Raw genomic sequence first — 25,580 nt, forward strand, 5'->3', positions numbered from 1 at the left:
CGATGCGGATTCTGACCACGGACCAGGCCGTCCTCGACCACGTCGCCGCGCGACGCGAGGCGATTATCGGCCGCACCATCGACTGGGCGAACATCAACTCCGGCAGCCGCAACGCCGCCGGTTTGAACGCTGTGCTGGACGCGCTGGAGGCCGTAGCCAGGGCCCTGCCCGGCGCCGTCGTCGAACGGATCGCCACCCAGGGCTCCACCACCGTCGCCGACGACGGCTCGGTGCGGACCGAGGCTCACGCCGACGCGCTGAAGATCACCGCCCGTCCCGAGGCGCCGATCCAGGTCGTCCTGACCGGCCACTACGACACCGTCTTCCCTGCCGACAGCCGCTTCCAGACCGTCACGACCCGCGCGGACGGCGCCCTGAACGGCCCCGGCGTCGCCGACATGAAGGGCGGGATCAGCGTGCTTCTGGCCGCGCTGGAAGCCTTCGAGACCCACCCCGATCGGCACGGCGTCGGCTGGACCGTGCTGCTGAGCCCCGACGAGGAGATCGGCTCGCCCGCCTCGGCCCCGCTGCTGGCCGAACTGGGCGCGCGCGGCCATGTCGGCCTGACCTATGAACCGGCCTTGGCGGACGGCACCCTGGCCGGTGCGCGCAAGGGCAGCGGCAACTATCATCTGATCGTGACGGGCAAGGCCGCCCATGCCGGCCGCGCCTTCGAAGAGGGCCGCAACGCCATAGCGGGAGCGGCCATGATCGCCGCCGCCCTGCACGGGCTGAACGGCCAGCACGAGGGCGTCACCGTCAATGTGGCCAAGATTTCGGGCGGCGGGGCCCTGAACGTCGTCGCCGACAACGCCGTGGTGCGGTTCAACGTGCGTGTGCCGGACAAGGCCGCCGCCGACTGGATCGACGCCTCGGTCCGCGCCATCGCCGCCACGCCGCCGTTCGAGGGTCTGACCCTGGACCTGCACGGCGGCTTCACCCGTCCGCCCAAACCGATGGACGCGGCCCAGACCGCCCTGTTCGAGGCGGTGAAGGAAGCCGGCGCCCTGCTGGGCCAGCCCATCGCCTGGAAGCCCTCGGGCGGCGTCTGCGAAGGCAACAACCTCCACGCCGCCGGATTGCCCAACATCGACACCCTGGGCGTCCGGGGCGGCGACATCCATTCGGACCAGGAGTTCGCCTGGCCCGACAGCTTCGTCGAACGCGCCCAGCTCAGCGCCCTGATCCTGTGCAAGATCGCCTCGGGCGAGATCGACGCGGCCAAACTGAAATCCCTGCGGATGGAAACCCTCTGAATGCTCGTCGTCCGTCCCGCCGGCCCTGCCGACCTCGACTATCTGCTGGAACTGGCCATCCTGTCCGGTCCCGGCTTCACCAGCCTGCCGGAAGATCCCGACGCCCTGGCGGAAAGGCTGGAGCTGAGCCAGGCCAGTTTCCGGGGCGAGGTGACGCACCAGGAGGCCTGGTACACCCTGATGCTGGAAGACGGCGACACCGGCGACATCGACGGGGTCGGATCGGTCAAGGCGACCGTGGGGCTGAAACGGCCCTTCTTCTCGTTCCGCATCGTCAACAACACGGCCTCGTCGCCGTCCCTCGGGGTCAAGCTGGATCACCAGACCCTGGTGCTGGTCAATGAATGCACCGGCTGGACCGAGGTCGGGTCGCTGTTCCTCAAGGCCGATCGGAGGAAGGGCGGGGCGGGGCGCCTGCTGAGCCAGTCGCGCTACATGCTGATCGGCGCCCAGCCCGAACTGTTCGCCGAAAACGTGCTGGCCGAGCTGCGCGGCGTCTTCTCGCCCGACGGGGCCTGCCCCTTCTGGGACCATGTGGCGCACAAGTTCTTCCCGATGGAGTTTGATCACGCCGACCGGATGAGCGGATCGACCGACAAGCAGTTCATCCTGGACCTGGCCCCGCGCCACCCGATCTATACCGAGCTGCTGCCCGAGCCGGCGCGCGCCGTGATCGGCAAGGTCCACCCCCAGGGCGTGCCGGCCATGGCCTTGCTGGAAAGCGAAGGCTTCCGGCCCAACGGTCTGGTGGACATCTTCGACGCCGGTCCGACCGTGTCGTGCGGGCGCGACAATATCCGCACCGTGCGCGACGCGCGCCGCCTGACGGTCGAGATCACCGACCGGGTCGAGGCCGAACTGCCGGCCCTGATCTCGACCGACAGCATCGCCGCCTTCCGCGCCGTCCGCGCCAAGGCGGACATCGACGGCGACACGGTTCGCATCGGCGCCGAGACCGCTGCGGCCCTGAAGGTGGGCGCAGGCCATACGGTGCGAGTGAAATCGTGACTTCCCCCTTCCCGCTCATCCCGGCGAAAGCCGGGACCCAGCGCTTTGGGCGAAAGTTGCGTGCAACAGGATTCCAGTGCTCATCCGACGCACTGGCGATGCGAAAGAACTGGGTCCCGGCTTTCGCCGGGATGAGCGGAGTATCTGTGCCATGACCCGTTTCACCTCCACTGACCCCGCCACCGAAGCCGTGAACTGGGAAGGCGAGGCCGCCAGTCCGGTTCAGGTCCAGGCCGCCGTCGACGCCGCCCGCGCCGCCTTTCCAGCCTGGGCCGACGCCCCACGCGCCGACCGCATCGACGCGGTCAAACGCTATCAGGCCGTGCTGAAGGACCGCGCGCCCCAGATCGCCGAGGCCATCGCCCGCGAGACCGGCAAGCCCCTGTGGGAGACGAAGACCGAAGCCGCCGCCATGATCGGCAAGGTGGACATCTCCATTCGCGCCTATGACGAACGCACGGGCGAACGGACCAGCGACACCGCCTTCGGCCGGGCGACGCTGCGGCATCGACCACACGGCGTCGCCGCGGTTCTGGGCCCGTTCAACTTCCCCGGCCATCTGCCCAATGGCCATATCGTCCCCGCCCTGCTGGCTGGCGACACCGTCGTGTTCAAGCCGTCTGAAGAGACGCCCCTGGTCGGCCAGGTGATGGCCGAGGCCTTCGCCGCCGCCGACCTGCCGACCGGCGTGGTCAACGTCGTCCAGGGCGGACGCGAGACGGGGGCGGCCCTCCTCGACGCCGGGATCGACGCCCTGATGTTCACCGGTTCGGGCGCGGCCGGCGCTCACTTCCGACGCAAGTTCGCCGACGATCCGCACGTCATCCTGGCGCTGGAGCTGGGCGGCAATAATCCCCTGGTCGTCTGGGATGCGGCGGACGCCGAAGCCGTAGCGGGCATAGCGGTGCAGTCCGCCTTCATCACCACGGGCCAGCGCTGCTCGTGCGCGCGGCGCCTGATCGTGCCGGAGGGCGCGCAGGGCGACGCCATCATCGAAGCCATCGCCGCCCTGTCCGACCGCCTGGTCTTCGGTCCCTGGGACAGCGATCCTGAACCCTATGCCGGGCCGCTGATCTCGGCCCGCGCGGCCGAGGCCGCGCTGAAGGCGCTGCAACAGCGGATCGACGCAGGCGCCAAGGTCATCCGCGCCTCCGGCCCTGTCGCCAACCTGCCCGGAGCCTTCGTCAAACCGGCCCTCATCGACGTGACAGGCGTCGATGTGCCAGACGAGGAAATGTTCGCCCCCTTCCTATCGGTCGTCCGCGTCCCGACCTTCGACGCTGCGATCCAGGCCGCCAACGCCACCCGCTATGGCCTGTCCGCCGGCCTGGTCAGCGACGATCCAGCCAACTGGGACCATTTCATCCGTCGCATCCGCGCGGGCGTGGTCAACTTCAACCGCCCCACCACCGGCGCCGCCGGCGACATGCCCTTCGGCGGCCTGGGCGCCAGCGGCAACCACCGGCCGTCGGCCTATTACGCCGCAGACTACTGCGCCTATCCGGTCGCCAGCTTCGAGGCCAACGCGGTCGCGAACATCGAAGGCGAGATCAAGGGGTTACGGTCGTGATTCCTTCTCCCCTTGCGGGAGAAGGTGGCCCGCGCAGCGGGTCGGATGAGGGGTTTCTCCCTGCCGGCCGCCTGCGTGACCCCTCACCCGCTCGCGCCAGGACGACGGCTTGCGCCGTCGTGCGCGACCTCCCTCTCCCGCAAGGGGAGAGGGCCGAATGACCCCCGCCGTCGAAGCCAACGCCGACGGGCTGATCGGGCCGACCCACTCCTACGCCGGTCTGTCGCCGGGCAATCTGGCCTCCAGTCTGAACAAGGGCGAGGCGTCGAACCCGCGCGCGGCGGTGTTGCAGGGTCTCGACAAGATGAAGACCCTGGCGGACCTGGGCCTGCCCCAGTTCGTCCTGCCGCCGCATGAGCGGCCGAACATTCCCTTCCTGCGCACCCTGGGCTTCACCGGATCGGACGCCCAGGTGCTGGAGCAGGCCTGGAAGGACGCCCCTGCCTTCGCCGCCGCCGCCTGCTCGGCCTCGCCCATGTGGGCCGCCAACGCCGCGACCGTGACGCCCAGCGCCGACGCCGCCGACGGTCGGGTGCATTTCACACCCGCCAATCTGGTCACCAATCTGCACCGATCGCTGGAGCACCAGCAGACGAAGCGGGCGTTGGACGCCCTGTTCCCGGATCCCGAGCGGTTCGCGGTTCATGACGCCCTGCCCTCCGTGGCCCATCTGGCCGACGAGGGCGCCGCCAACCATGTGCGCCTGTGCGCCGAGCATGGGGCGCCGGGCGTCAATCTGCTGGTCTGGGGGCGCGAGGCCTTCACGCCCTGGGACGGTCCGTACCCCGCCCGCCAGACGCGCGAGGCGTCGCAGGCCCTCGGTCGTCGCCACGGCGCCAGCGGCGTCGTCCTGGCCCAGCAGTCAAAGGCCGCCATCGCCGGCGGCACCTTCCACAACGACGTGGTCTGCGTCGGGGCGCGCGAGACCCTGTTCTTCCACGACCTCGCCTTCGAGGACACGGCCGGAACCCAGGCGGCCATCCGTCGCGCGGCCGAAGGCCTGTTCGACCCGATCTTCGTCGAGGTGTCGTCCGCCGACCTGCCCCTGGCCGACGCCATCAGCAGCTACCTGTTCAACTCGATGCTGATCCAGATTCCGGGCGAGGACCGCCTGACCCTGATCTGCCCGACCGAGACCCGCGACAACCCGCGCAGCCATGCGGTGGCGCAGGCTCTGGCCGCCTCCAACGGTCCCATCGGCCGGGTCCAGTATGTCGATGTGCGCCAGTCGATGCGCAACGGCGGGGGGCCGGCCTGCCTGCGCCTGCGGGTCGTGCTGACCGAGGCCGAGCTGGCCGCGACCAACCCGGCCATGCGCCTGACGGACGCGCTGCACGCTCGGCTCAAGACATGGGGCGAGCGCTGGTACCGCGACGAATTGCGCCCCGCCGACCTCGCCGATCCAGCCCTGCTGGACGAGAGCCGGAGCGCGCTGGATGAACTGACGGCGATTCTGGATTTGGGCGGCGGCTTCTATCCGTTCCAGCGGCCCTAGGCCGCGAACCGCCCGCCCTTGGACGCATAGGCCTGAGTCCCACGCGTGAAAACCTGATCGCTGGGCAGGACGGTCTCAATCGGCAGGTCTACCTGGCCCTTCAAGGCGTCATAGACGGGGCCGAAGTCCTTCAGCGTCTCGTCCTTCAGCGCTTCCAGGCTGTCGATGACGAAATAGACCTGCTGGAAGTCGTCGATCCGGTACAGGGTCCGCATCACCCGCTCCAGATCGAAACCCAGCCGGTTCGGCGACGGATCTTCCAGCGCAAAGACGCTTTCGGTCGCCGACGAGACGATGCCGGCGCCGTAGATGCGCAAGGCTCCGGCCTCCTGCATCAGGCCGAACTCGACCGTGTACCAGTACAGCCGCGCCAGGTTCGGCAGCATGCCCAGACCGGCGGCGCGCTGTCCGCCCTTGCCGTAGGCCTCCATATAGGCGGCGAAATCGGGGTCGGTCAGCATGGGCACATGGCCGAAGACATCATGAAAGATGTCGGGTTCCTGGAGGTAATCCAGCTGGTCCGGTTTGCGGATGAACTGGCCCGAGACGAAGCGGCGATTGGCCAGGTGATCGAAGAAGACCTCGTCGGGCACGAGGCCCGGCACGCAGACCACGGTCCAGCCGGTCAGGGCCTGGAGCTTGGGATTGATGATCTCGAAATCGGGAATGCCGCCTGCATTCAGGTCCAGCGCCCTCAACCCGTTCAGGAAGGCGTCACAGGCCCGGCCGGGCAGGATCTTCATCTGGCGGGCGTACAGCGTGTCCCAGGTCTGGTGTTCGACCTCGGTATAGGCGGCCCAGTTCTGGGGAATGGTCCAGTCGGCGGCCGCGCCCTCGGGCGGTTGTTCGAAGACATGTTCGAAGTCGGACATGGACGCTCCTCTTTGCCCCATCCTAACGCCCGGCGGGCGCCCCTTCCAAGTCTTCCTCAGTGAATGCCTTCATGCAGGGGGGCGTGATGGCCTTCGGCGTCGGTGGTGAACCAGCGCTGGGCGTCATCGGGCAGCAGGACGGACTGGCCGTCTTCCAGCACCCCCTCCGCCGCATAGGCGACGAAGCCGCCGTCCTCGCCCAGGGCGAAGACGCGGTAGAAGGGCTGGTCCGCCGCCACAGCGCCGGTTTCGACGGCGGGGCCGGCGTAACCGTGATCGACGTCCATCACCACGCCGCGAAAGGCGTTGTCGCGGTGACGAACGATCTGGCCGATGGCGAAACGGGCCGTGTGAACCTGGGTCATGAGGTCTTGTTACGCTGGTGCGGATGACCGGGACGCCCACAGGTCCGTTCATCTTCCTGACAGAATGGCTTGGCGCGGACGATCTTCGCGGGCTAGGCTGATCCGGACGGGCGCCGCTTTGGACCGCCCACATCGGAATGACGGCCCATGCCGGAGACCCACGGCGCGCCCCGACGGCGCGACGAGCGGTCCCAGCCTTCCCGCGAGCGGGATGCGTCGGGTCGGGACGCGCCCCTGTATGGCGCGCTCGATCTGGGGACCAATAATTGCCGGCTGCTGATCGCGCGGCCGTCGCGCGACGGCTTTCGGGTGGTCGACAGCTTCAGCCGGATCGTGCGGCTGGGCGAAGGCCTGTCCCGCACGGGGCGTCTGGACCCGCGGGCGATGGACCGGGCCTATGACGCCCTGGCCCTGTGCGCCGACCGGATCGTCAGGAAGGGCGTGGAGTCGGTTCGGCTGAGCGCGGTCGCCACCCAGGCTTGCCGCGCGGCCGAGAACGGCGCAGAGTTCATCGATCGTGTGCGCAAGGGCACCGGCTTGCGGCTGCGGATCATCGATCCGGCCGAAGAGGCGCGACTGGCGGTCGAGGGCTGTCTGAACCTGATCGATCCCAAGGCCGAGGCCGTGCTGATCATCGATGTCGGCGGCGGCTCGACCGAACTGTCCTGGCTGAAGCGGGAAGACGCCGATTGGAAAACCACCGCCTGGATGTCCGCCCCCCTGGGCGTCGTCACCCTGGCTGAGCGCCACCCGGAGCCGGAAGGCGCCGGCGAGGACTGGTACGAAGCCATGGTGAACGACATGGGCGCGGCCATTGCGGCGGGCGGGATCGAGGACCCAGCCATGATGGAGCTGTTCCTGGCGGACCGCGCCCATCTGGTCGGCACCTCGGGCGCGATCACCAGCCTGGCGGGCATTCACCTGAACCTGCCGCGCTACAATCGCGACCGGGTCGATGGGCTGTGGATGACGCGGAGCGAGTGCGAGGCGGCGGCCGAACGGCTGAAGGCCCTGGGCCCGGACGGACGGGCCAAGGAGGCCTGTATTGGACCCGATCGCGCCGATCTGGTCCTGGCCGGCGCCGCCATTCTGGAGGCCATCCAGCGGGCCTGGCCGTCGGAGCGGGTCCGGGTCGCAGACCGCGGTCTGCGCGAAGGCCTGTTGCTGCAGCAGATGCGCGAGGACAAGAAGCCGCCCAAGCGGCGCCGGCGTCGGCGGGGCCGAGGCCGGGGCCCTACGGCGACCTGAGCGTCAGCTCGCCGCCGCCAGCCGCACCGGCACGTCGATGTCGCAGACCGAAAAGTCCGCCCCCTTGGCCTGACGCGCCTGATCGACCAGGGCGCGGAAGGTCGGCGAGGCGGTGTTCAGCATCTGCACCGCCGGGCGTTCGGCGGCGGGCAAGTCCGAGGCCAGGCGGACGCGGGTCATCCGGTCGGGATCGGTGACGACGCCGTCCGGATTGGGGCTGGCTTTCAGGGCGCGCACGACCTCAAGCCCGACGACGACGCGGCCCCAGACGGTGTAGCGCTTGTCCAGGGCGGGGTAGGCCTGACGCATCAGGAAGAACTGGCTGTTGGCGGTGTCATTGCCCTCGTCGCGGGCCATGCCGGCGACGCCCGGGCAATAGAGGCCCCAGCCATGCACCTTGCGGTCGGCCGTCCCCGCCATCAGGGCGTCGGGCTGGGTCTGGACCGGGAGGGAATGGTAGAAGCCGATCAGGGCCCCGGCCGGCGCGGCGGTGGGGGTGAAGGCCATGTCCGGTCCGCGTCGGAAGGTGAACTCCGCCTTCAGGTCAGGATACCAGCTCTGGCCGTCGCCGGTCCCCAGGGGGTCGCCGGTCTGGGCCATGAACCAGTCGATGACCCGGTGCCAGGCCAGGTTGTCGTAGAAGCCGCGCGACGCCAGCAGCTTGATCCGCTCGACATGGGCCGGGGCGATCTCGGGCGCCAGTTCGACCAGAATCCGGCCCTTGGTCGTGTCGATGACCAGCAGATTGTCGGGCGCGACGGCGCGCCATTCGGTCGGGCCGGGCGGGGGCGGCGGCACAGCCGCCTGCTGCGCCAGAGCCGGACTGGCCAGCAGCGCCGCAAGGCCTGCCGCCATCAGCGTGTTTCGAATGGTCATCCCCCGGCCCTCCCCTCTATTTTGGCGATCAGCCGCCGACGACCTCGGCCACCGGTTGAACGTCGCAGATATTGAAGCTGCCGCCGCGCGCCGTGCGGGCCGCCGCGATCCGTTCGGCGAAGGCGGCGCTGGCCGGATTCAGCACACGGACGGTGGGCCGTTCGCCTTCCGGCAGGGCCGAGGCCATGCGGACCCGCGTCATGACGTCGGGGTTGGCGACCTTGCCGTCTTCGGCGTCGGAGCCTTTATTCAGCTTGTTCACCACGTCCAGGCCCGAAACCACGCGGCCGAAGGCAGTGTAGACGCCGTTCAACTGGTCCCGGTCGCCCATCATCAGGAAGAACTGGCTGTTGGCGCTGTCGGGCGCGCCGGCGCGGGCCATGCCCAGGACGCCGGGGCAGAACAGGCCGTGAGCCTCGACCTTGAAGTCGGCGGTGATCATCATCTGGGCGTCGGGCTGGGTCTCGACCGGCAGAACGCCGACCAGACCGCGCACGCCCTGTCCCGCGTTCGGCACGGCGACGAAGCCGGCGTCACGACCACGACGGAAGCTGAACTCCGCCTTCAGATCGGGCAGTTCGCTGCCGCCCTCGCCGGTGCCCTGGGGGTCGCCGGTCTGGGCCATGAAGTCGGGGATGACGCGGTGGAACTTCAACCCGTCATAGAAGCCCTGGTTGGCCAGGGTGCGGATGCGTTCGGCATGCGCCGGGGCGGCGACCGGCGTCAACTCGACCAGGATCCGGCCTTTCGGCGTGTCGATGACCAGCAGGTTCTCCGGGGCGACGGTGCGCCAGTCCGCAGCGGGAGCCTGAACCTGGGCTTGGGCCTGAGCTTGGGCCACAGCCGGAGCCTGGGTCGCAACCGACGCCAGAAGAGCGGCGGCGGCCGCCGCGATCACACCAAGACGCATTGACGCACTCATCCTCTGTTCTTGACCTTGTCCCGCACGCGCGCGGCGATGGCGGGGCTGACGAAACTGTCGATCGCGCCGTCCAGACGGGCGATTTCCTTGACCAGCCGCGAGGCGATGGCCTGATGCCGGGGATCGGCCATCAGGAATACCGTCTCGATGTCCTGATTGAGGCGCTGATTCATGGCCGTCATCTGGAACTCGTATTCGAAGTCGGCGACCGCGCGCAAACCGCGAATGATGACATTGGCGTTCAGCTCTTCCGCGAAATGCATCAACAAGGTCGAGAAGGGCTGGACCACGATATCGCCGCCCAGGTTCGCCACCTCGGCCTGGAGCATCTCGACCCGTTCGGCCGTGGTGAACAACGGCCCCTTGTCGTCGTTCTGAGCCACGCCGATGACCACCCGGTCCACCAGCTTCAACGCCCGTTTGATGATGTCGGTGTGACCGTTGGTCACTGGATCGAAGGTGCCCGGATAGAGTCCGATGCGCATGGCGTGTCTCCCCAGCCTGTCGCCTGCTGTTCGGCGTGACTTAGCAGGTGCGAAAGGTTCGGCCTAGCAGGCCGTTGGCGTGGAGGCGTGTCGCAAAAACAGGGTGACAAGGCGCCAAAAGCGCCAAAGCAGGCGGGTGGACGGCGGGGCGAATTTTGGCGTCACATCGGTCATCGCGCGATTTTACGCCCGCCGTAAACCCAGGCGCGCCGATTGCTGAATCTGCTGACGATGGATTTGATTTTACTGGATTTTTCTTGACGAATTAGGAGTGCGGAACCGTCAAAGGCAGCGGATTATTGGCGGCCCAGGCGGTTTCGATCACCGTCAGCAGGGTCGGATCGACGGCGAAAACCGTGTCGTCAACTGCCGTGATGGGACAGGCCGGCGTGGCGCTGTTGCACAGGAATGCGCCATCGAAGCCCGCCAGTTCGGACACATGCACCGGGCGGGTCTGCGACGATAGGCCCAGTCCAGCCAAGCCCCGCTCGATCAGGACCTGGGTCACGCCCGCCAGCATCGGCGCCTGGGGCCAGACGATGCGGTCCCCCTGGATGAAGCCGATGTTCCAGGTCACGCCTTCGGACATATGGCCCTGCTCGTCGACGAACAGGGCGTCATCGAAGCCCGCCGCTCGCACAGTGCGGCGGGCGCGCGTGGCGCCGAAGGTGGCGACATGTTTCAGGTGCGCCGGCTCACGCTCATAATGCACAGCCGTCACCCGCATTTGGGTGGCCAGGGGCGGCGGGGGCGGCGAGACGACGGTCATCACCTTCGGCCGCCCGACGAAGGACGGATTGCGATGACCGATCTCGGGCGAGAACAGGCTGATGCGCATCCAGGCTTTGTCACGGCCGGCGACCGCGAGCGCGATCAGGCGGCGGAACTCGGCCTCGCCGGGGCTTTCGCCGAACAGTTCGACGGCGGCCTGGCCCAGCCGGGCGAGATGCAGGTCGAGGCCCCGGACCGCGCCGTGCTCGACGCGGAAGGAGGTGTAGGCGCCGTAATTGACCAGGGCCTGGTGGGCGAGGTCGTCAGGGGTGGCGGGTTCGCCGTTGATCAGGATGTCAGACGTCATGGCCGCTCCCCTCTCCTCCTTTCCTTCTCCCGTGGGGAGAAGGTGGCCCGAAGGGCCGGATGAGGGACCGCCGGTGGGCTAGCTCGCACCACCGTTCCCCTCACCCTTTCGCGCAAGGACGACGGCTTCGCCGCCGCGCGCTCAAGCCCTCTCCCGGCGGGAGAGGGTCTTGGTTCTATGCTTCGGCCTCGCCGCCCTCTTCACTCGCGACGTCCGCCTCATCCGACCCGCCGCTTTCCGGCAGGCGTTCGACCGAGACGACCTTTTCGTCCTTGCCGGTGCGGAAGATGGTGACGCCCTGGCTGGAGCGGCCGACGATGCGGACTTGATCCATACGGGTGCGGATCATCTGACCGCCCGAGGTGACCAGCAGCAGATCGTCGGTTTCCTCGACCGGGAAGGCCGCCGCCAGGCGCGTGCCGGCGCGACCGCCTAGGCCGTGGGCCGTCAGGCCCTGACCGCCGCGGCCGGTGCGACGATACTCATAGGCCGAAGAGCGCTTGCCGAAGCCGGTCTCCGTGACCGTCAGGATGAACTGTTCGGCGGCGCCCAGTTCGGCGATCCGCTCCACCGTCAGAGCCGCGTCGGCGACCTCGTCTTCGGCTTCAGCCGGAGCCGCGACATCCTCTTCCGCCTCCGCGCCGGCCAGGGCCTTGCGCATGGCGTTGGCGTGTTTGACGTAGGCCGACCGTTCCTCCGGCGTCGCATCGACGCGGCCCAGGATGGCCATGGAGATGACCTCGTCGCCGTCTTGCAGGCGCACGCCCCGGACGCCGGTCGAATCCCGGCCCTTGAACACGCGCACGTCGTCGGCCTTGAACCGGATCGCCCGGCCCAGCGCCGTGGTCAGCAGCACGTCGTCGTCGGCGGTGCACAGGCCGACGCCGACCATGCGGTCGTCGCCTTCCAGCTTCATGGCGATCTTGCCGGCGCGGTTGACGGTGGCGAAGTCCGACAGCTTGTTGCGGCGCACGTCGCCCGAGCTGGTGGCGAACATGATGTCGTAGTCGCCCCAGGTCGTCTCGTCCTCGGGCAGGGGCAGGACGTTCATGATGCTGTCGCCCGGCTCGATGGGCAGCAGGTTGACGAAGGCCTTGCCGCGCGACTGCGGATTGCCCAGCGGCAGGCGCCAGGTCTTCAGCTTGTAGGCCTTGCCGTTGGTGGCGAAGAACAGGACCGGGGTGTGGGTCGAGGCGCTGAACACGCCGGTGATGGCGTCCTCGTCCTTCATCGTCATGCCGGACTTGCCCTTGCCGCCGCGATGCTGGGTCCGATAGGCGTTCAGGGCGACGCGCTTGACGTAGCCGCCGTGGGTGACGGTGACGACCATGTCCTCGCGCGGGATCAGGTCCTCGTCCTCCATCTCGCCGTCGCCTTCCCCGATCAGGGTGCGACGCGGCACGGCGAACTTGTCCTTCACGTCGATCAGGTCGTCGCGAATGATGGCCAGGACGTTCTTGCGGTCCGACAGGATGGTCAGGTGGCCCTGGATGGTGTCGGCCAGGCCGTTCGCCTCGCCGAAGATGTCGTCACGACCCAGGCCGGTCAGGCGCGACAGGGTCAGGGCCAGGATGGCGCGGGCCTGTTCGTCGGTCAGTTGCAGGCTGTCGCCGTTGATGACGACGCTGCGCGGGTCGGCGATCAGCTCGACCAGGGCCATCATGTCGCCGACCGGCCAGGGCTTGGCCTGCAGTCGCTCGCGCGCCTCGGTCGGATCGGCCGAGGAACGGATGATGTGGATGACCTCATCGATATTGGCGACGGCGACGGCGAGACCGACCAGGACGTGGCCGCGGTCGCGGGCCTTGTTCAGCTCGAACTTGACGCGGCGAACGACGACTTCCTCGCGGAAGTCGAGGAAGATCTGCAGCAGGTCGCGCAGGCCCATCTGTTCGGGCCGGCCGTGGTTCAACGCCAGCATGTTGACGCCGAACGAGCTTTGCATGGCGGTGTAGCGCCACAGCTGGTTCAGGATCACGTCGCCGGAGGCGTCGCGCTTCAGCTCGATGACGATCCGCATGCCCTGACGGTCGGATTCGTCGCGGACGTCGGAAATGCCTTCCAGACGCTTCTCGCGCACCATTTCGGCGATGCGCTCGATCAGGGTCTGTTTGTTGACCTGATAGGGCAGCTCGGTGACGACGATGGCCTCGCGATCCTTGCGGATCTCTTCCACCGAGGCGCGCCCGCGCACGATGACCGAACCGCGACCGTCGCGCAGCGCATTGCGCGGCGCGGTGCGGCCCATGATCTCGCCGCCGGTCGGGAAGTCGGGACCGGGCACGATGTCCAGCAGGGCGTCGTCGGTGACGTTGGGATCGTCCAGCAGGGCCAGGGCCGCATCCACGACCTCGCCCAGATTATGCGGCGGGATGTTGGTCGCCATGCCGACGGCGATGCCGCCGGCGCCATTGACCAGCAAGTTCGGGATCCGGCTCGGCAGGACGACCGGCTCCAGCTCCTTCTCGTCGTAGTTGGGCTGGAAATCGACGGTGTCCTTGTCGATGTCGGCCATCAGGGCGACGGCGGCCGGGGCCATCTTGGCCTCGGTGTAACGCATCGAGGCGGGCATATCGCCGTCGACCGAGCCGAAATTGCCCTGGCCGTCGACCAGCATCAGCCCCATCGAGAAGGGCTGGGCCATCCGCACCAGGGCCATATAGACCGAGGCGTCGCCGTGGGGGTGGAACCGGCCCAGCACGTCGCCGACCACGCGGGCGCATTTCGAATAGCTGCGCTCGGGCGTCATGTTCAGGTCGTGCATCGAATACAGGATGCGACGGTGAACCGGCTTGAGGCCGTCACGGGCGTCGGGAAGGGCGCGCGAGACGATCACGCTCATGGCGTAGTCGAGGTACGAACGCTTCAGTTCGTCCTCGATCGTGATCGTGGAAATGTCGGAGCCGCCGCCTCCCGGAACGATCGGAGTTGCGGCGTTTTCGTAGCTGTCGTCGGTCAAGGAAGCGTGGCTTTATGCGGCCGGAATCGGAACGTGATCCGCTGTGACGATTTCTAGCATTCCAGGGCCTCGGTGGCAAAGCGACGTCGCCGTGAAAGCCCGTCTCTGAAAGGACGTTCCACATGCGCTTCACGCCCCTCGCCGCCGCCCTCGCTCTCGCCGCCCCGCTGGCCCTCGCCGGAGCTTGCGCATCGACCGCCGACGCGGCCCAGATGCAGGCCGAACGCGCGCCCGTCGGCGCGACCGGACAGGCCGTTCTGATCAACGCCCAGGGGGCCAATATCGGACGCGTCGATCTGCGCCAGGGACCGACCGGCCTGGTGATCAAGGTCGAGGCCTCGGGCCTGACGCCCGGCTGGCACGGCATCCATATCCATGCGACCGGCCAATGCGCCGCGCCCTTCACCTCGTCAGGCGCCCATATCAACCACGGCGAGCCCAAGGCGCCGCACGGCCTGTTGAACGCCGCCGGTCCCGATGACGGCGACCTCCCGAACGTCTATGCCGGCGCCGACGGCAAGGTGAACGCCGAACTCTTCACCACCCGCGCGCGGATTTCCTCGGAAGGGCCCGGCCAATGGCTGTGGGACGCCGACGGGTCGGCGATCATCATCCACGCCAATCCCGACGACCACTCGAGCCAGCCCATCGGCGGGGCCGGAGATCGGGTCGCCTGCGCGGCGTTGAGCGCGAGCTGACGCCCTAACGCTCCTTCTCGGCCAGCAACCGCTCGATCAATTCGGTCTGCTCCTGCTGGCGCGCCGTCAGGTGTTCCACCTTGTCCAGCAGGGCCATGATCTCGATCTCGGCCTTCAGATTGACCTGGTAGTCGTTGCCGGCGTCCAGCCGGTCCTTCGAGGCCTGACGGTTCTGGCTCATCATGATGATCGGCGCCTGGGCCGCCGCGATCATCGACAGCATCAGGTTCAGGAAGATGAAGGGATAGGGGTCGAACGCATCCCGTCTCAGAACCAGATTGATCAAGGTCCAGGTCACGAGGAACAGGCCGAAGGCGATCAGGAAGGTCCAGGATCCGCCGAATTCCGCCACCCGGTCGGCCAAACGGTCGCCGAAACTCTGGCGGTCGTCGAAGGCCTCGTTCACATCCTCCGAGATCGGGCGGCGTTCGGCGGCGCTGCGAACGACGCTGGCCTCGTTCGCGGCCAGTTCATGCGTCTCCTTGCCCAGCCAGCGGCGGGAAACATGATCGGCGTCGAGAGGGGCGTGGGGCATGACGGATTCCTGAATCGCTCAGGAAACAGATCAAGCCTTGGCGGCCCCCGCGCGCAAGCCCCGTTCGGCCAGGGCGACCAGGGCGACCCCGCCCATGGTGATGGCCGAGCCGGTCAGGATCTGGGGCGTCAGCACGTCGCCCATCAAGCCCCAGCCGATCAGCATCGACACCACGGGCGTCACCAGAAGATAGGGCGTCACCCGCCCGGCCTCGCGCCGCTGCACCAGCCAGAACAACAGGGTGGTGGCCAGGACCGAGGAGACGATCCCCGCCCACAGCAGCGAAGCCCAGACCATGGGCGTGGCGGACTTCACCGCCGCCCACTGCCCGTGCTCGAACACCGCCGAACCGAAGGCCATGACCGGAAAGGCGCCGAGCGCCAGCAGCCCTTGCATCTTCAGCGGCGGGATCGAGGTCGTGCGCCGCGCGACCACCGTCGTCACGCCCCAGGCCGCCCCGGCGGCGATGGCGACCAGGATGGCCTTCCAGTCCTGAAGCGCATGGGCGTCCAGCGTCATCCAGGCCACGCCGACAAAGGCCACCCCCATGCCGACCAGGGCGGCCCTGCTCAGTCGCTCGCCCAGGATCAGGAAGGCGAACAGGGCGGTGAAGGGGATCCACAGCTGGTTGGCCACCGTCACGGGGCTGACGTCGGTCGCCATCCAGTAGGCGGTGTAGGCCAGACCATACTGGATCGGCCCGCCGACGATGACGATCAGCAGCAGGCTCCTCCAGTCCGGGAACGGCGGACGGACGAAGACGATCAGACAGGCCGTTGCGAGACCGAAGCGGATCGCCCCGACCAGCAACGGCGGCAGGGTCTCGGTCGCCAGCTTGGCCCCCGCATTGTTCACGCCCCAAACGACAATGATCGCCACGATGGCGGCGATCTCCAAACCGGTCAGGGCGTGGGGCTTGTGCGACGGCGGGGCGGGGGTGGCGGCGGTCATGATCCGGCTATCGCACGGCGCAGGCCTCGCGTCGGCTCACTTTGAATGAGCTTAGGTTTCCGGCTTAAAATTCAGGCTTGGCGACCATCAGCCAGTAGATGGCCAGGACGCCCGCAAACGCCGGCCAGCCCAGAGCGAACCACCATCGGAACAGGCGATGATAGGCGGGCGGCAACGCCGCCCCCTGCCCCGCCGCCTGCTCGGCCAGCTTCATCATCCGGTACTGGATCCAGACGACCGGCAGCCAGCAGACGCCGACGAAGACATAAAGCCCATAGGCCGCCAGCAGCCACGGGCTGGTCAGGGACCAGCCCTGCAGATGGATCAGGCCCAGGCCGCTGATCGGCTGGACCACCACGGCGGTGGTGGTGAAGACGAAATCGGCCAGGACGACGATGCGGCCGACCTCGGCCACCGTGCGGGCGTCGCGCGTGGCGTGGGCGCGCAGCATGAAGAAGGCGATGCCCGCCCCTGTGCCGAACAGGACGGCGCCGGACAGGATGTGGATGATTTTCAATGCGAAATAGAGGCTCATCGGCGGGCGTCCGTTGCGGCCACAAACAGGCACAGCGCCATCATCGGCAGGACCTTCAGCCACGGCCCCAAGGGGTCTATCCAGTAATGGGGCAGGCTGAGCGTGCCCGCGATCAGATAACCGATGGTGGCCAGACACATGAAGATCGCCACCCGCGCGGTCCAGGGCCGCACGAAAAGGGCCAGGCCCAGCACCACGTCCAGCAGGGCGCCCCACCAGGCCACCGGCCCGGCCCAGCGGCCGTAGCCGCCCTCGTGCAGAATGGCGACGGCGCCGTTCCAGCCCGGCCCGAAGCTGATCAGGCCCGTGATCAGCCAGAACAGGCCCAGGGTCAGGATGGAGATCGGGCGGACGAACCACAGCCGCGCGTGCCAGACGTCCTGGACCGAAGCCGGGGTCTCGGCCAGGAAACGCGTAAAGCCGCGCGAAGACACGCCCAAACGCTCGGCCCAGCCGCTGTCGTGGCCGGAGACGTCGTAGTCCATCTGTTTGATCGCGGTCGTGCGGATCGGCGAGGACCAACCCAGCCGACCCAGCAGGTCGCCGACGGCCAGGGCCGGCGCAGCCAAGGCGCGGGGCGCAGGCAGGACCGGCGCAGGCTTCAAACCGAGCCAGCCGCGATAAAGACGCACCGTCTCGACCATGGTCACCGCCTCCGGCCCCGGCATGTCCAGCGACTGACGCGACGGGGCGCCCGCTTTCAAGGCCGCGACGACGGCGGCGCACAGATCGCCCAGCGGGATCGGGCGGAAGGTCTGATCGCCCCCCACTACGGGGCTGAACAGAGGAAAGGCCGCCAGTGCGCGGATCAAACCCGTGCCGCCGAAGGCCGCCCGGTCCACCACCAGCGACGGCCGCAGGATCAGCCAGTCCAGGGCGCCGGCGGCGACCAGTCGTTCGGTCTGCGCCTTGGTGCGGGCGTAGTCGGTGCCGGCTTCTTCGTCCGCGCCGACGGCGGAGATATGCACCAGACGCCGGACGCCCGCAGCCTCGCACGCCGCGATCAGGGCGCGCGGGCCGTCGACATGGGCCGCGCGGGTGCTGTCGCCGCCGCCGTCCTGCAAGACGCCGACGCAGTTCACCACAGCCGACACCCCGTCCATAAGGGGCGCCCAGGCCTGGGCTGTCGTCAGTTTCGAAAAGTCGGCGACGATCCAATCGAAGCTCGGGGCGCGACGGGACGGTTCGGCGATACGCCGCGCCCCGGCCCGCACGCGCCAGCCCTCTGCGGACAGGGCCGCCGCTACGTGCGAGCCGATGAAGCCGTTGGCGCCCAGCACCAGCACGCGACCGCTCATCCCAGCACTCTATCCTTCAGATCGACGCCCGCCGGAGGAAGGGCGCACCAGGTCGAACCGGGAAACCGGCGACGGCGACGCGCCACGAAGTCATACAGGCGGTCGCGAATGAACCGTGGCGCGATCCGACCTATGATCGCCCACCGATAGGGTGCAGGCAGCTGGGCGGCGATGGCCAGGACGGCGTCGGAGCGTTCGCGCGCCACGCCGTCCTGGATCAGCAGCATGGTCGCCGGATCCTGGGGATCAACGCCGTAATGCATCAAAAGCGCCTGCCCCAGGGGCGACTGCGTCGGGGCCAGCCGGAACAGCCCGGCCCGGTCGGCCTTCAGGATTTTGCGCGCCGAGCCGGAGCACAGGGCGCAGTCGCCGTCGAACAGGACCAGGGGTCGGTCGTCCGGGAAGGCCGGGACGGCGGGATCCTCACGATAGCTGTAAGGCCCCCGCCCCATGGTTGGTTCGGATCGACCTTAGAACGGAATGTCGTCGTTCAGGTCGTAGCTTTCCTTCGGGCCGCTCGGCTTGTTGGCGCCGCCGGTGGAGAAGCCCGAGGAGTAGTCGTCGTCACCGCGACCACCACCGCCGCCGCCGCCGTAACCGCCGCCTTGCGAGCCGCCTTCCGAACGGCCGCCCAGCATGGTCAGCTCACCCTTGAAGCGGCTGACCACGATCTCGGTCGAATATTTCTCGACGCCCTGCTGATCGGTCCATTTGCGAGTCTGGAGCGCGCCCTCGATATAGACGGTCGAGCCCTTCTTCACATAGTTCTCGACCACCTTGACGATGTTGTCGTTGAAGATGACGACCCGGTGCCACTCGGTCTTTTCCTTGCGCTCGCCCGAGGACTTGTCGCGCCAGGTTTCCGAGGTGGCGATCGACAGGTTGGCGATGCGGTCGCCGTTCGGCATCGACCGGATTTCGGGATCGCGGCCCAGATTGCCGACCAGAATGACCTTGTTGACGCTGCCCGCCATGGAAACTTCCTTCTCGTAGGGAGCGGCGAGTCCCTCGCCCACTCCGTAATTCAGCCGGATGTCTTAGAGCCGCCGCCGATCACCGCCAGCCGCATTCGACATCAGACCCGCCAAACCGGTGGATTAACGAAATGTTCCACCTTTGTTCACGTCACGCAAGTCTCTTCTACGACAGCCCGGGCCCTACTTGGTCTCGGGCTGCGGCGCGGCGATCGCGATCGGGCGCCCCGTCTCGTCGCGCTGGATGGCGCCGGGAATGGCCAGACGGCCGTCGCCGGTGCGGGCCATGGCGAAGAAACGGCTGCCCGTCAGGGTCTTGCCGAACTTCACGCCCTCGCGGTCCACGAAGATGAAGCGGCCCTGATAGGCCCCCGCGACCTCCTGATTCGAGCCGCCCATGCGCAGGAAGCGCAGACGCATTTCTTCCAGCTGGCCGGCGCACAGTTCGATCTGGGCGACGTTCTCGCCCATCTTCTGCAGGCGCGGCGGCTGACCGTCCGGGGTGGCGACGAAATAGCAGACGCCGGGCTCGAACTCGAACTTCGGCTGGTTGCTGCACGCCGCCAGGACGGCGGCGGCGGCGATGACGGAAAGGGCGAGCACGCGCATCAGTTCAGACCCGGGAATTGGCAGTTGCGGTCCTGCTCCGCCAGAGTGCGGAAACGGCTGTTGTCGCCCGACTGTTCCACCCGGCGCGGGACGAGGCGAAGGGTCGTGTCGCCCCAGCGGCCGTACTGGGCGTCGCCCGGACGCACGCAGGTGCCGGCGTACAGGGCCTGGACGCAGGCGTTCAGGCTCATGCCGCTGGACAGGACGCGCCAGTCCGAACCGGAGTGACGCAGGCACTGGGCGCCGGCGGACGGCGCGGGCGCCGGATTGCTCGGCGCGGCGGCGCCCGGAGCCGGGCTCGGCAGGGGATCGGCCTGGGCCATCTCGACCGGCGGCAGTTCCGGCGGCGGGGCGAAGGCGGCGGTGGGGGCGGCCGCCAGGGCGCCCGTCTCGTCGATGCCGACATCCAGGGCGTCGGTCGCCAGGCCGTTGCGTTGGGCGCAGACGGCCAGTGTCGCCATGCCCACGAACTGGCCGTCCACGAAGCAGCGCAACTCGCGTGTCGGCTCCAGCGTCGGGGCGTCGGCCAGGTCGACGGTCAGACCGCCCCTCGCGGCCGGCGGGGCTTCCGGCGTCTTGTCGCCGCCGCCGGTGAAGATGAGCGCCAGCACCACGGCGGCGATGATCACCAGACCGGCGCCGATGGCGATGATGACGCGATTGTCGTTCGGAAGGGCCATGAGGGGCTTTCGCAACTGAAGCGCCCAATAACCCGGAACGCACGCCGGGCGTCAACCGCCTAGGCGCGCATGACGCCGATCAGACCGACAGGCGGCTCAGCGCGGCCTGGAAGTTGGCGAGTTGGGTCTGGTAGTAGGCGGTCGATGAACCTTTTCCGGTCTGGGTGTTGGTGATCGTCCCGGTCGAGGGCGCCAGCGACTTGTAGGCGGACCGGACGGCCGTCATCGCCTGGGCGATGCCCTCGTTCGCCGCCTTGATCGAGGCCGGATCGTTCAGGTTCAACAGGGTCGACAGATTCAGACCGAAGGTCTTTGGCGCATCCTTGTCCGGCTTGACGGGGCTGACGAAGCCGGGGGTCAGACCCAGGGCCGCCAGGGCGTCCTTGCCGACGGCGCCCGACGAAATGATGGCGCCTTCCCGGTTCGCCGCCGTGGATATCTGCAGCCGCTGGGTGACGGGTACGGCCTTCAGGTCCGTCACCACCTTGGCGTCCAGCTGGCGGCCCGAGGCGTTCACGATCTTCTTGGCCAGGGTCTCCAGCGTGTCCTTGGCCTCGATCGTCACGGTGACGGCCCGCCCGCCGCCTGCCGGCGAAATGCTGAACTGATCCCCGACCCGAGCGGCGGTGCCGACGGTCAGCAGCTTGGAGTCCGCCTGCATGATCTCGCCCTGCGGCAGCCCCAGCCGGTCCAGCACGCTGGAACCGCCTGCGGCGAAGCTCAGACTGGTCGGCTTGGCCTGGTCGTCAGCGGCGCGCCAGGTCTTGTTCTGCTCCACCGCGCCTGTCGCCAGGTCGATACGCGCCAGATAGCCCTGGGTCGGACTGTCCTTGGTCGCGCCCTCGGCCCGGTTCGTGCCGGTGATCCAGACCTTGCCGTTCTTGATTTCGACATCGGCGGCGGTGTCGTCGCCCGCCCCGCCGAAATAGGTCAGCCGGTCGCTGCCCGAAGCCTGAAGATCGGCCGACAGGGTGGCGACGAACACGTCCTTGCCGCCGGCGTGGGCGTTGGTCACCGTGCCGATGTCCAGCGCGGCGTTATTGGTATGGCCGGTCACGACGACCTTGCCGTTTTCCACCGATACGCCCGCGATTTCACCACTGGCGTAGCCCAGGTCGCGGGTCGAGGCCAAGGTCGGCACACCCCCTGCATCGAGGGTGAAGCGCCGCACGATGGCCTTCCCGTTCTCGACCCCGGCCGTATAGAGGTCTGAACCGGACACGGTCATCGCCTGGACGGAATCGTCGCCGGCGCTGCCGAACTGCAAGGTGGAGGCGTTCACCCCGGTGATCGGCCCGGTCACGGTCAGGGGCTTTTCCTGGAAGGTCTGCAGATAGGAATCCCATCCGCCCAGGGCCACAGTCCCCGACATGGCCGATTTGGACCGTCCCGCCACATACACCACGCCGTCCGCGCCGAAACTGACCTCCGTCGCCTCGTCGGCGGCCTTGGCGCCTCGGCGCTGGGTCCACAGTTCCTTGCCGGAGTCATCGAAAAGCGTGACGAAACTATCGGCGGTCGTGGGGCTGTCGCCGCTCTTGCCCGGCACCAGCGCCCCTGTGACCGAACCGGCCAGGGCCACGCGTCCATCGTCGTCGATGGCGATGGAGAAGCCGTTCGCGCTGGACGCCGCCCCCAACAGCTTGGTCTGCATCAGATTGCCGGCGGAATCATACTTCATCAGGGCGACGTCGCGCGTGCCCTTGATCGGCTGGGCTGCGTCGCCGGCCTTCAGATCGGCCACGACCCAGACCGAACCGTCCGGAGCCACGGCGCTGGCTCGCACCGCCTCGACGCCCTCGGGCATCTCGGTATGCCCGACCCGGCCCTCGACCCAGAACGGATCGTTTACGCCCTGCTGCGCGGCGGGCGCAGCGCCGCCGTCGGCCTGGAACTTCAATATCTGTCCCGCGCCGGCCTTGCCGACGCCTTGGGTCACATAGACGGCGTCGGACGTATCGACTGCCGCGAAACTGACCTTCTCGCCCGCGCCGCTCGTGACCTTCAGAGCCCATTGGTCCGGCCCGGCCGGCAGGGTGATGGTCTTGTCGCCGGACTTGATCGTCTTGGGCTCCGCGGGGATGTATTGCGTCCCGACCCGCGTCGCGACGCCGGCCGCCTCCAGCTTGCCGTTCATATAGTTGACGACATTGACCATCGACCGTTCGGTGGAGCCCATCTCGGACAGGTCCATGGCGACGGTCTGGCTTCCGGTCTCGGTCTTGGCCGTCATCGAGAACTTGACGTCGCCTTCGAACGCGGCGACCGGGCTTGTGGCGACGCCCTGGTGAAGCGGTGCGGTCGTGAAGGTCGTCGGCGCCCGCTCCAGCGCATAGCTGGTCTTGACCTTGGTCTGCGACACGCCCTGCACCAGGCGGACGTCCTCGAATTCGGCGGTCTTGAGATAGGCCGACATCTCGGCCAATCCCTCGCTGAAGCGTTTCGACACCTGTGCGGCTTCCGCAGCCGTCAATCCCTTGACGCTCGCCCGATCCGCCAGGGCGCTGAGGCTGTTCAGTCCCTGATAAAGGGCGAACATCTTGCGATAGTCGCTGGACGCGCCCGACAGGTCCAGTTCGACCGAACCTTCGTTTATGATGTTTCGTCCCGCCAGGGCCGCCCGCACCAGCTCGCTGGCCTTGGGCGCAGTCGCCGACGCGGTCGAAGCCCAGGGCGCCGTGGGCTGGGTCTTCTTTGGCTTGGCTGCAGGCGTGTTTGAGCCGATCAGCGACCCGGTGTCCGTCGTGATCCCGTAGAGACCCAGCAGATAGCTGTTGTTGATCATCTCACATGGCTCCGGCGATTACAGTGCGGCCGAGCCCGATAACGAAGTCTTAAGCCGCGACGTCAGTTCTTGAACAGCGACAGGATCATCTGCGGCGCCTGGTTGGCGATCGACAGGGCCTGGACGCCGAGCTGTTGCTGCACCTGCAGGGCCTGGAGACGGGCGCTTTCCTTGGCCAGGTCGGCGTCGACCAGATTGCCGATGCCGGCTTCCAGCGAGTCCGAAAGCTTGCCGACATAGGTGGTGTGGCGTTCGATCTGCTTGGCCTGCGCCCCCAGTTCGGACAGTCGTGAACTGGCCACGGTGATGGCGTCGTCGATCCGCTGCAGCGCGAACTTGGCTTTTTCCTGGGTGAGCAGATCAGGGGCGGCGTTCAGCAGGGTCTCGTCTTCTGGCGTGCCGGCATTGTCGGTCCAGGCGTCGATCGCCGCAGTCGCCTTGTTCGAGTCATACGAGTTGGCCGCCAGGCCCAGGCCGACAAGCGTCAGATTCTGACGCTTCATCGCAATGGTTTCATTGCCGTCCGCACTCGCCAGGAACGTCATGTCGGTCGTGGCGGCGCCGTCGAGAATATTGGCCCCGTCGAAAATCGCGTTGTCGGCGAAGGACTGCACCGACTTCAACAGCGCCTGGAATTCCTGGTCATAGGAGGCGCGCGTCGCGGCGCTCTGGCTAGGATCGGCTGCAGCGGTCGCCTTCTGCTTCATTTCCAGCAGAATGTCCGAGATCTGTTCGCCCGCGGCCAGGGAGACATCGGCGATCGAGGTCGCCCGGTTCAGGCTGGTCGTGACGGCTTCCAGAGACCCCTTGTCCGCGCGCTGTCCCTGGGCGACAGCCCAGACGGCGGCGTTATCCTTGGCGCCCTGGACCTTCAGGCCCGTATTCACCCGGCTCTGCGTCGACGCCAGCTGGTCGCTGGTGCGGTTCAGATTCTGCAGGGCGATCATCGCCGAGGTATTGGTGTGGATGCTGGTGGTCATGGCTTCAAGCCCCGGACGTTCTGTTCCCTGCAGGATTAACCATGAGTCGTGAGCGTATGGTTAACGGCGGAGAAAGCATGTTTGCGCCGCCCGGCGAGCCGGCGACGTTGGGTCCGCTTGACTGAAAGACCTCGCTAGATGGAGGTCTTCAGCAGATTTCCGCCCTTGTAGTCCGGGTCCTTGGCCAGATCCTGAACCACCTCTCGCGGCAGTTTCAGCACCACCTGGCCCGTAACCGGGTCGCTGATCGTATAGATGTAACGGCCGTTCTCAGCCGTCTCGATGGTCAGGCGGTAGTTGCTGGACTCGCCCTTTTCCTCGACTGCGGTCTTTGGCGACTGCGGCTTGGTTGGAGGCGAATAGGCTGCGAGGTCGGTGTTTTCGGAAGCAAAGATCTTTACCGGCGGTACGCTCGCGACATTGTCTACCATGGCTCCTCGCGCGGATGGACCGCGCCCTTCTAGGTTTGAACGAGAGCGAAGGGTCGGGACGGCGAGCGCCGTCCCGACCGATCATTCTTAGCGGAAGAGGCTCAGCAGCGTCTGACTGGCCGAGTTGGCGATCGACAGCGCCTGCACGCCCAGCTGTTGCTTGGTTTGCAGGGCGGTCAGCTTGGCGCTTTCCTTGGCCAGGTCGGCGTCCACCAGGTTGCCCACGCCGGCTTCAAGAGCGTCCTGAAGCTTGTTGACGAAGGTGATGCTGCGTCCCAGCGACTTCGACTTGGTGCCGAAATCGGACAGGACGCTGGTGAAGGCGGTGATGGCCGAGTCGACCGTGGCCACGATAGTGGCCGCGTCGCCGGCCACGGCCGCCGTCGTGGTCGCCACGGCGGTGTCCGCCCCCGCGATGGCCTTCAGCGTGTAGGAGGTCGAAGCACCCGTCTGCACGGTGATGGCGGCTGCGTTCGCCTTGTACAGATTGACGCCGTCGAAGGTGGCGCCCGCCAGCGCGCTGGCGATTTCCGTGCCGATGGCGTTGTATTCCGCCAGATATGAAGTCTGGGCGGCGCCGGTGGATCCGGCGATGCTGACCGCCAGGCCCTTCTGTTCTTCCAGCGCGCTCGTGATCGTATCGCCGGCGGCCAGGGCCACGTCAACGATGGATTGACCACGCTGGATCGAGCTGCGGACCGCGTCCTGGGACGCGGCGGCGGCGCGTTGCGACGTGGCGATCGAGAAGATCGCCCCGCTGTCCTTGGCCGAAGAGACCTTCATGCCGGTGTTGATGCGGTTTTGCGTCCGCTCCAGCTCCGAGCTGGTCTTGTTCAGGTTCTGCAGCGCGATGGCCGCGCCGTAGTTCGTATTGATGCTCGCCATTTTGGCGTTCCTTCTTCACTTCGTGATGGCCGTCGTCATTTTGGCGACGGGAGCGTTTTGCTCGGGGTTCAAGACCTATGGCCCG

General features: G+C 67.6%; 25 protein-coding genes. 6 read left to right on the forward strand and 19 right to left on the reverse strand.

The window, feature by feature from the left end; genetic code table 11:
- Nucleotides 1–2: 2 nt before the first annotated feature.
- From GYM46_RS02665 to astB, 4 genes are all read left to right on the forward strand, one after another.
- A complete protein-coding gene (locus tag GYM46_RS02665; protein ID WP_008263390.1) occupies nt 3–1,256 on the forward strand; it encodes a hydrolase in 1,254 nt (417 codons plus the stop codon).
- On the forward strand, nt 1,257–2,264 hold the full coding sequence (locus tag GYM46_RS02670; RefSeq protein ID WP_040349315.1) for an arginine N-succinyltransferase: 1,008 nt from the start codon (nt 1,257–1,259) through the stop codon (nt 2,262–2,264).
- Nucleotides 2,265–2,415: 151 nt separating this feature from the next.
- Nucleotides 2,416–3,834 (forward strand): succinylglutamate-semialdehyde dehydrogenase, encoded by a 1,419-nt coding sequence (astD, locus tag GYM46_RS02675; RefSeq protein ID WP_008261310.1) that lies wholly within the window; start codon nt 2,416–2,418, stop codon nt 3,832–3,834.
- Nucleotides 3,835–3,991: 157 nt separating this feature from the next.
- Entirely contained in the window at nt 3,992–5,329 is a 1,338-nt protein-coding gene (astB, locus tag GYM46_RS02680; protein ID WP_008261327.1) for an N-succinylarginine dihydrolase, read from the forward strand.
- Here astB and phhA read toward each other — a convergent pair.
- Both phhA and hspQ read right to left on the reverse strand, forming a co-directional pair.
- A complete protein-coding gene (gene phhA / locus GYM46_RS02685; protein ID WP_008260790.1) occupies nt 5,326–6,201 on the reverse strand; it encodes a phenylalanine 4-monooxygenase in 876 nt (291 codons plus the stop codon). The genes astB and phhA overlap by 4 nt on opposite strands.
- Nucleotides 6,202–6,257: 56 nt before the next feature.
- Nucleotides 6,258–6,566, reverse strand: coding sequence for a heat shock protein HspQ (gene hspQ / locus GYM46_RS02690; RefSeq protein WP_008263584.1), 309 nt, complete (start codon nt 6,564–6,566; stop codon nt 6,258–6,260).
- A gap of 147 nt (nt 6,567–6,713) precedes the next feature.
- Between hspQ and GYM46_RS02695 the strand changes: the two genes are divergently transcribed.
- A complete protein-coding gene (locus GYM46_RS02695) occupies nt 6,714–7,814 on the forward strand; it encodes a Ppx/GppA phosphatase family protein (RefSeq protein ID WP_008264394.1) in 1,101 nt (366 codons plus the stop codon).
- Nucleotides 7,815–7,817: 3 nt separating this feature from the next.
- Here the strand turns inward: GYM46_RS02695 and GYM46_RS02700 are convergent, their stop codons facing one another.
- The 5 genes from GYM46_RS02700 to gyrA form a co-directional block, all read right to left on the reverse strand.
- Nucleotides 7,818–8,690: a peptidylprolyl isomerase gene (locus GYM46_RS02700; protein ID WP_008259478.1), complete on the reverse strand. Its 873-nt coding sequence runs from the start codon at nt 8,688–8,690 to the stop codon at nt 7,818–7,820.
- Nucleotides 8,691–8,718: 28 nt separating this feature from the next.
- On the reverse strand, nt 8,719–9,600 hold the full coding sequence (locus tag GYM46_RS02705; RefSeq protein WP_040349310.1) for a peptidylprolyl isomerase: 882 nt from the start codon (nt 9,598–9,600) through the stop codon (nt 8,719–8,721).
- A gap of 8 nt (nt 9,601–9,608) precedes the next feature.
- Nucleotides 9,609–10,097 (reverse strand): pantetheine-phosphate adenylyltransferase, encoded by a 489-nt coding sequence (coaD, locus tag GYM46_RS02710; protein ID WP_008263176.1) that lies wholly within the window; start codon nt 10,095–10,097, stop codon nt 9,609–9,611.
- A 265-nt stretch (nt 10,098–10,362) separates the two neighbouring features.
- Complete coding sequence (locus GYM46_RS02715; RefSeq protein ID WP_008259792.1) at nt 10,363–11,175, reverse strand: aminotransferase class IV; 813 nt, start codon at nt 11,173–11,175, stop codon at nt 10,363–10,365.
- Between the two features lie 175 nt (nt 11,176–11,350).
- Complete coding sequence (gyrA, locus tag GYM46_RS02720) at nt 11,351–14,134, reverse strand: DNA gyrase subunit A (RefSeq protein WP_008259178.1); 2,784 nt, start codon at nt 14,132–14,134, stop codon at nt 11,351–11,353.
- Nucleotides 14,135–14,256: 122 nt separating this feature from the next.
- Here gyrA and GYM46_RS02725 point away from each other — a divergent pair, with 122 nt between their 5' ends.
- Nucleotides 14,257–14,832, forward strand: a complete 576-nt coding sequence (locus tag GYM46_RS02725; protein ID WP_008260309.1) for a superoxide dismutase family protein — start codon at nt 14,257–14,259, stop codon at nt 14,830–14,832.
- A gap of 4 nt (nt 14,833–14,836) precedes the next feature.
- Here the strand turns inward: GYM46_RS02725 and GYM46_RS02730 are convergent, their stop codons facing one another.
- The 12 genes from GYM46_RS02730 to GYM46_RS02785 all read right to left on the reverse strand — a co-directional run bounded on the left by GYM46_RS02730 (nt 14,837) and on the right by GYM46_RS02785 (nt 25,495).
- Nucleotides 14,837–15,367, reverse strand: coding sequence for a DUF1003 domain-containing protein (locus GYM46_RS02730; protein WP_008260717.1), 531 nt, complete (start codon nt 15,365–15,367; stop codon nt 14,837–14,839).
- Between the two features lie 30 nt (nt 15,368–15,397).
- The gene (locus tag GYM46_RS02735; RefSeq protein ID WP_008264066.1) at nt 15,398–16,318 is read right to left on the reverse strand and encodes a DMT family transporter; all 921 of its coding nucleotides are present in this window, start codon (nt 16,316–16,318) and stop codon (nt 15,398–15,400) included.
- A gap of 64 nt (nt 16,319–16,382) precedes the next feature.
- Nucleotides 16,383–16,853 (reverse strand): DUF2269 family protein, encoded by a 471-nt coding sequence (locus GYM46_RS02740; RefSeq protein ID WP_008262627.1) that lies wholly within the window; start codon nt 16,851–16,853, stop codon nt 16,383–16,385.
- A complete protein-coding gene (locus GYM46_RS02745) occupies nt 16,850–18,151 on the reverse strand; it encodes an SDR family oxidoreductase (protein ID WP_008260273.1) in 1,302 nt (433 codons plus the stop codon). The genes GYM46_RS02740 and GYM46_RS02745 overlap by 4 nt, the downstream gene beginning before the upstream one ends.
- Nucleotides 18,148–18,603 (reverse strand): thiol-disulfide oxidoreductase DCC family protein, encoded by a 456-nt coding sequence (locus tag GYM46_RS02750; RefSeq protein WP_008264377.1) that lies wholly within the window; start codon nt 18,601–18,603, stop codon nt 18,148–18,150. Before GYM46_RS02750 ends, GYM46_RS02745 begins: the two co-directional genes overlap by 4 nt.
- An 18-nt stretch (nt 18,604–18,621) precedes the next feature.
- Nucleotides 18,622–19,125, reverse strand: a complete 504-nt coding sequence (ssb, locus tag GYM46_RS02755; protein ID WP_008260567.1) for a single-stranded DNA-binding protein — start codon at nt 19,123–19,125, stop codon at nt 18,622–18,624.
- Nucleotides 19,126–19,308: 183 nt separating this feature from the next.
- Entirely contained in the window at nt 19,309–19,734 is a 426-nt protein-coding gene (locus tag GYM46_RS02760) for a hypothetical protein (protein ID WP_008262783.1), read from the reverse strand.
- Nucleotides 19,734–20,414: a hypothetical protein gene (locus GYM46_RS02765; protein WP_008262702.1), complete on the reverse strand. Its 681-nt coding sequence runs from the start codon at nt 20,412–20,414 to the stop codon at nt 19,734–19,736. The genes GYM46_RS02760 and GYM46_RS02765 overlap by 1 nt, the downstream gene beginning before the upstream one ends.
- A 79-nt stretch (nt 20,415–20,493) precedes the next feature.
- Nucleotides 20,494–23,199 (reverse strand): hypothetical protein, encoded by a 2,706-nt coding sequence (locus GYM46_RS02770; protein WP_008260458.1) that lies wholly within the window; start codon nt 23,197–23,199, stop codon nt 20,494–20,496.
- A 62-nt stretch (nt 23,200–23,261) separates the two neighbouring features.
- Nucleotides 23,262–24,179 carry a flagellin gene (locus GYM46_RS02775; RefSeq protein ID WP_008263660.1) on the reverse strand — a complete coding sequence of 306 codons (918 nt, stop codon included), beginning with the start codon at nt 24,177–24,179 and terminating at the stop codon, nt 23,262–23,264.
- A 134-nt stretch (nt 24,180–24,313) separates the two neighbouring features.
- Entirely contained in the window at nt 24,314–24,610 is a 297-nt protein-coding gene (locus GYM46_RS02780; protein WP_008260919.1) for a hypothetical protein, read from the reverse strand.
- Between the two features lie 87 nt (nt 24,611–24,697).
- Entirely contained in the window at nt 24,698–25,495 is a 798-nt protein-coding gene (locus tag GYM46_RS02785) for a flagellin (RefSeq protein ID WP_008260604.1), read from the reverse strand.
- Nucleotides 25,496–25,580 lie beyond the last annotated feature (85 nt).

Origin of the sequence: Brevundimonas mediterranea, from assembly GCF_011064825.1 — a bacterium.
GTDB classification, from domain to species: domain Bacteria; phylum Pseudomonadota; class Alphaproteobacteria; order Caulobacterales; family Caulobacteraceae; genus Brevundimonas; species Brevundimonas mediterranea_A.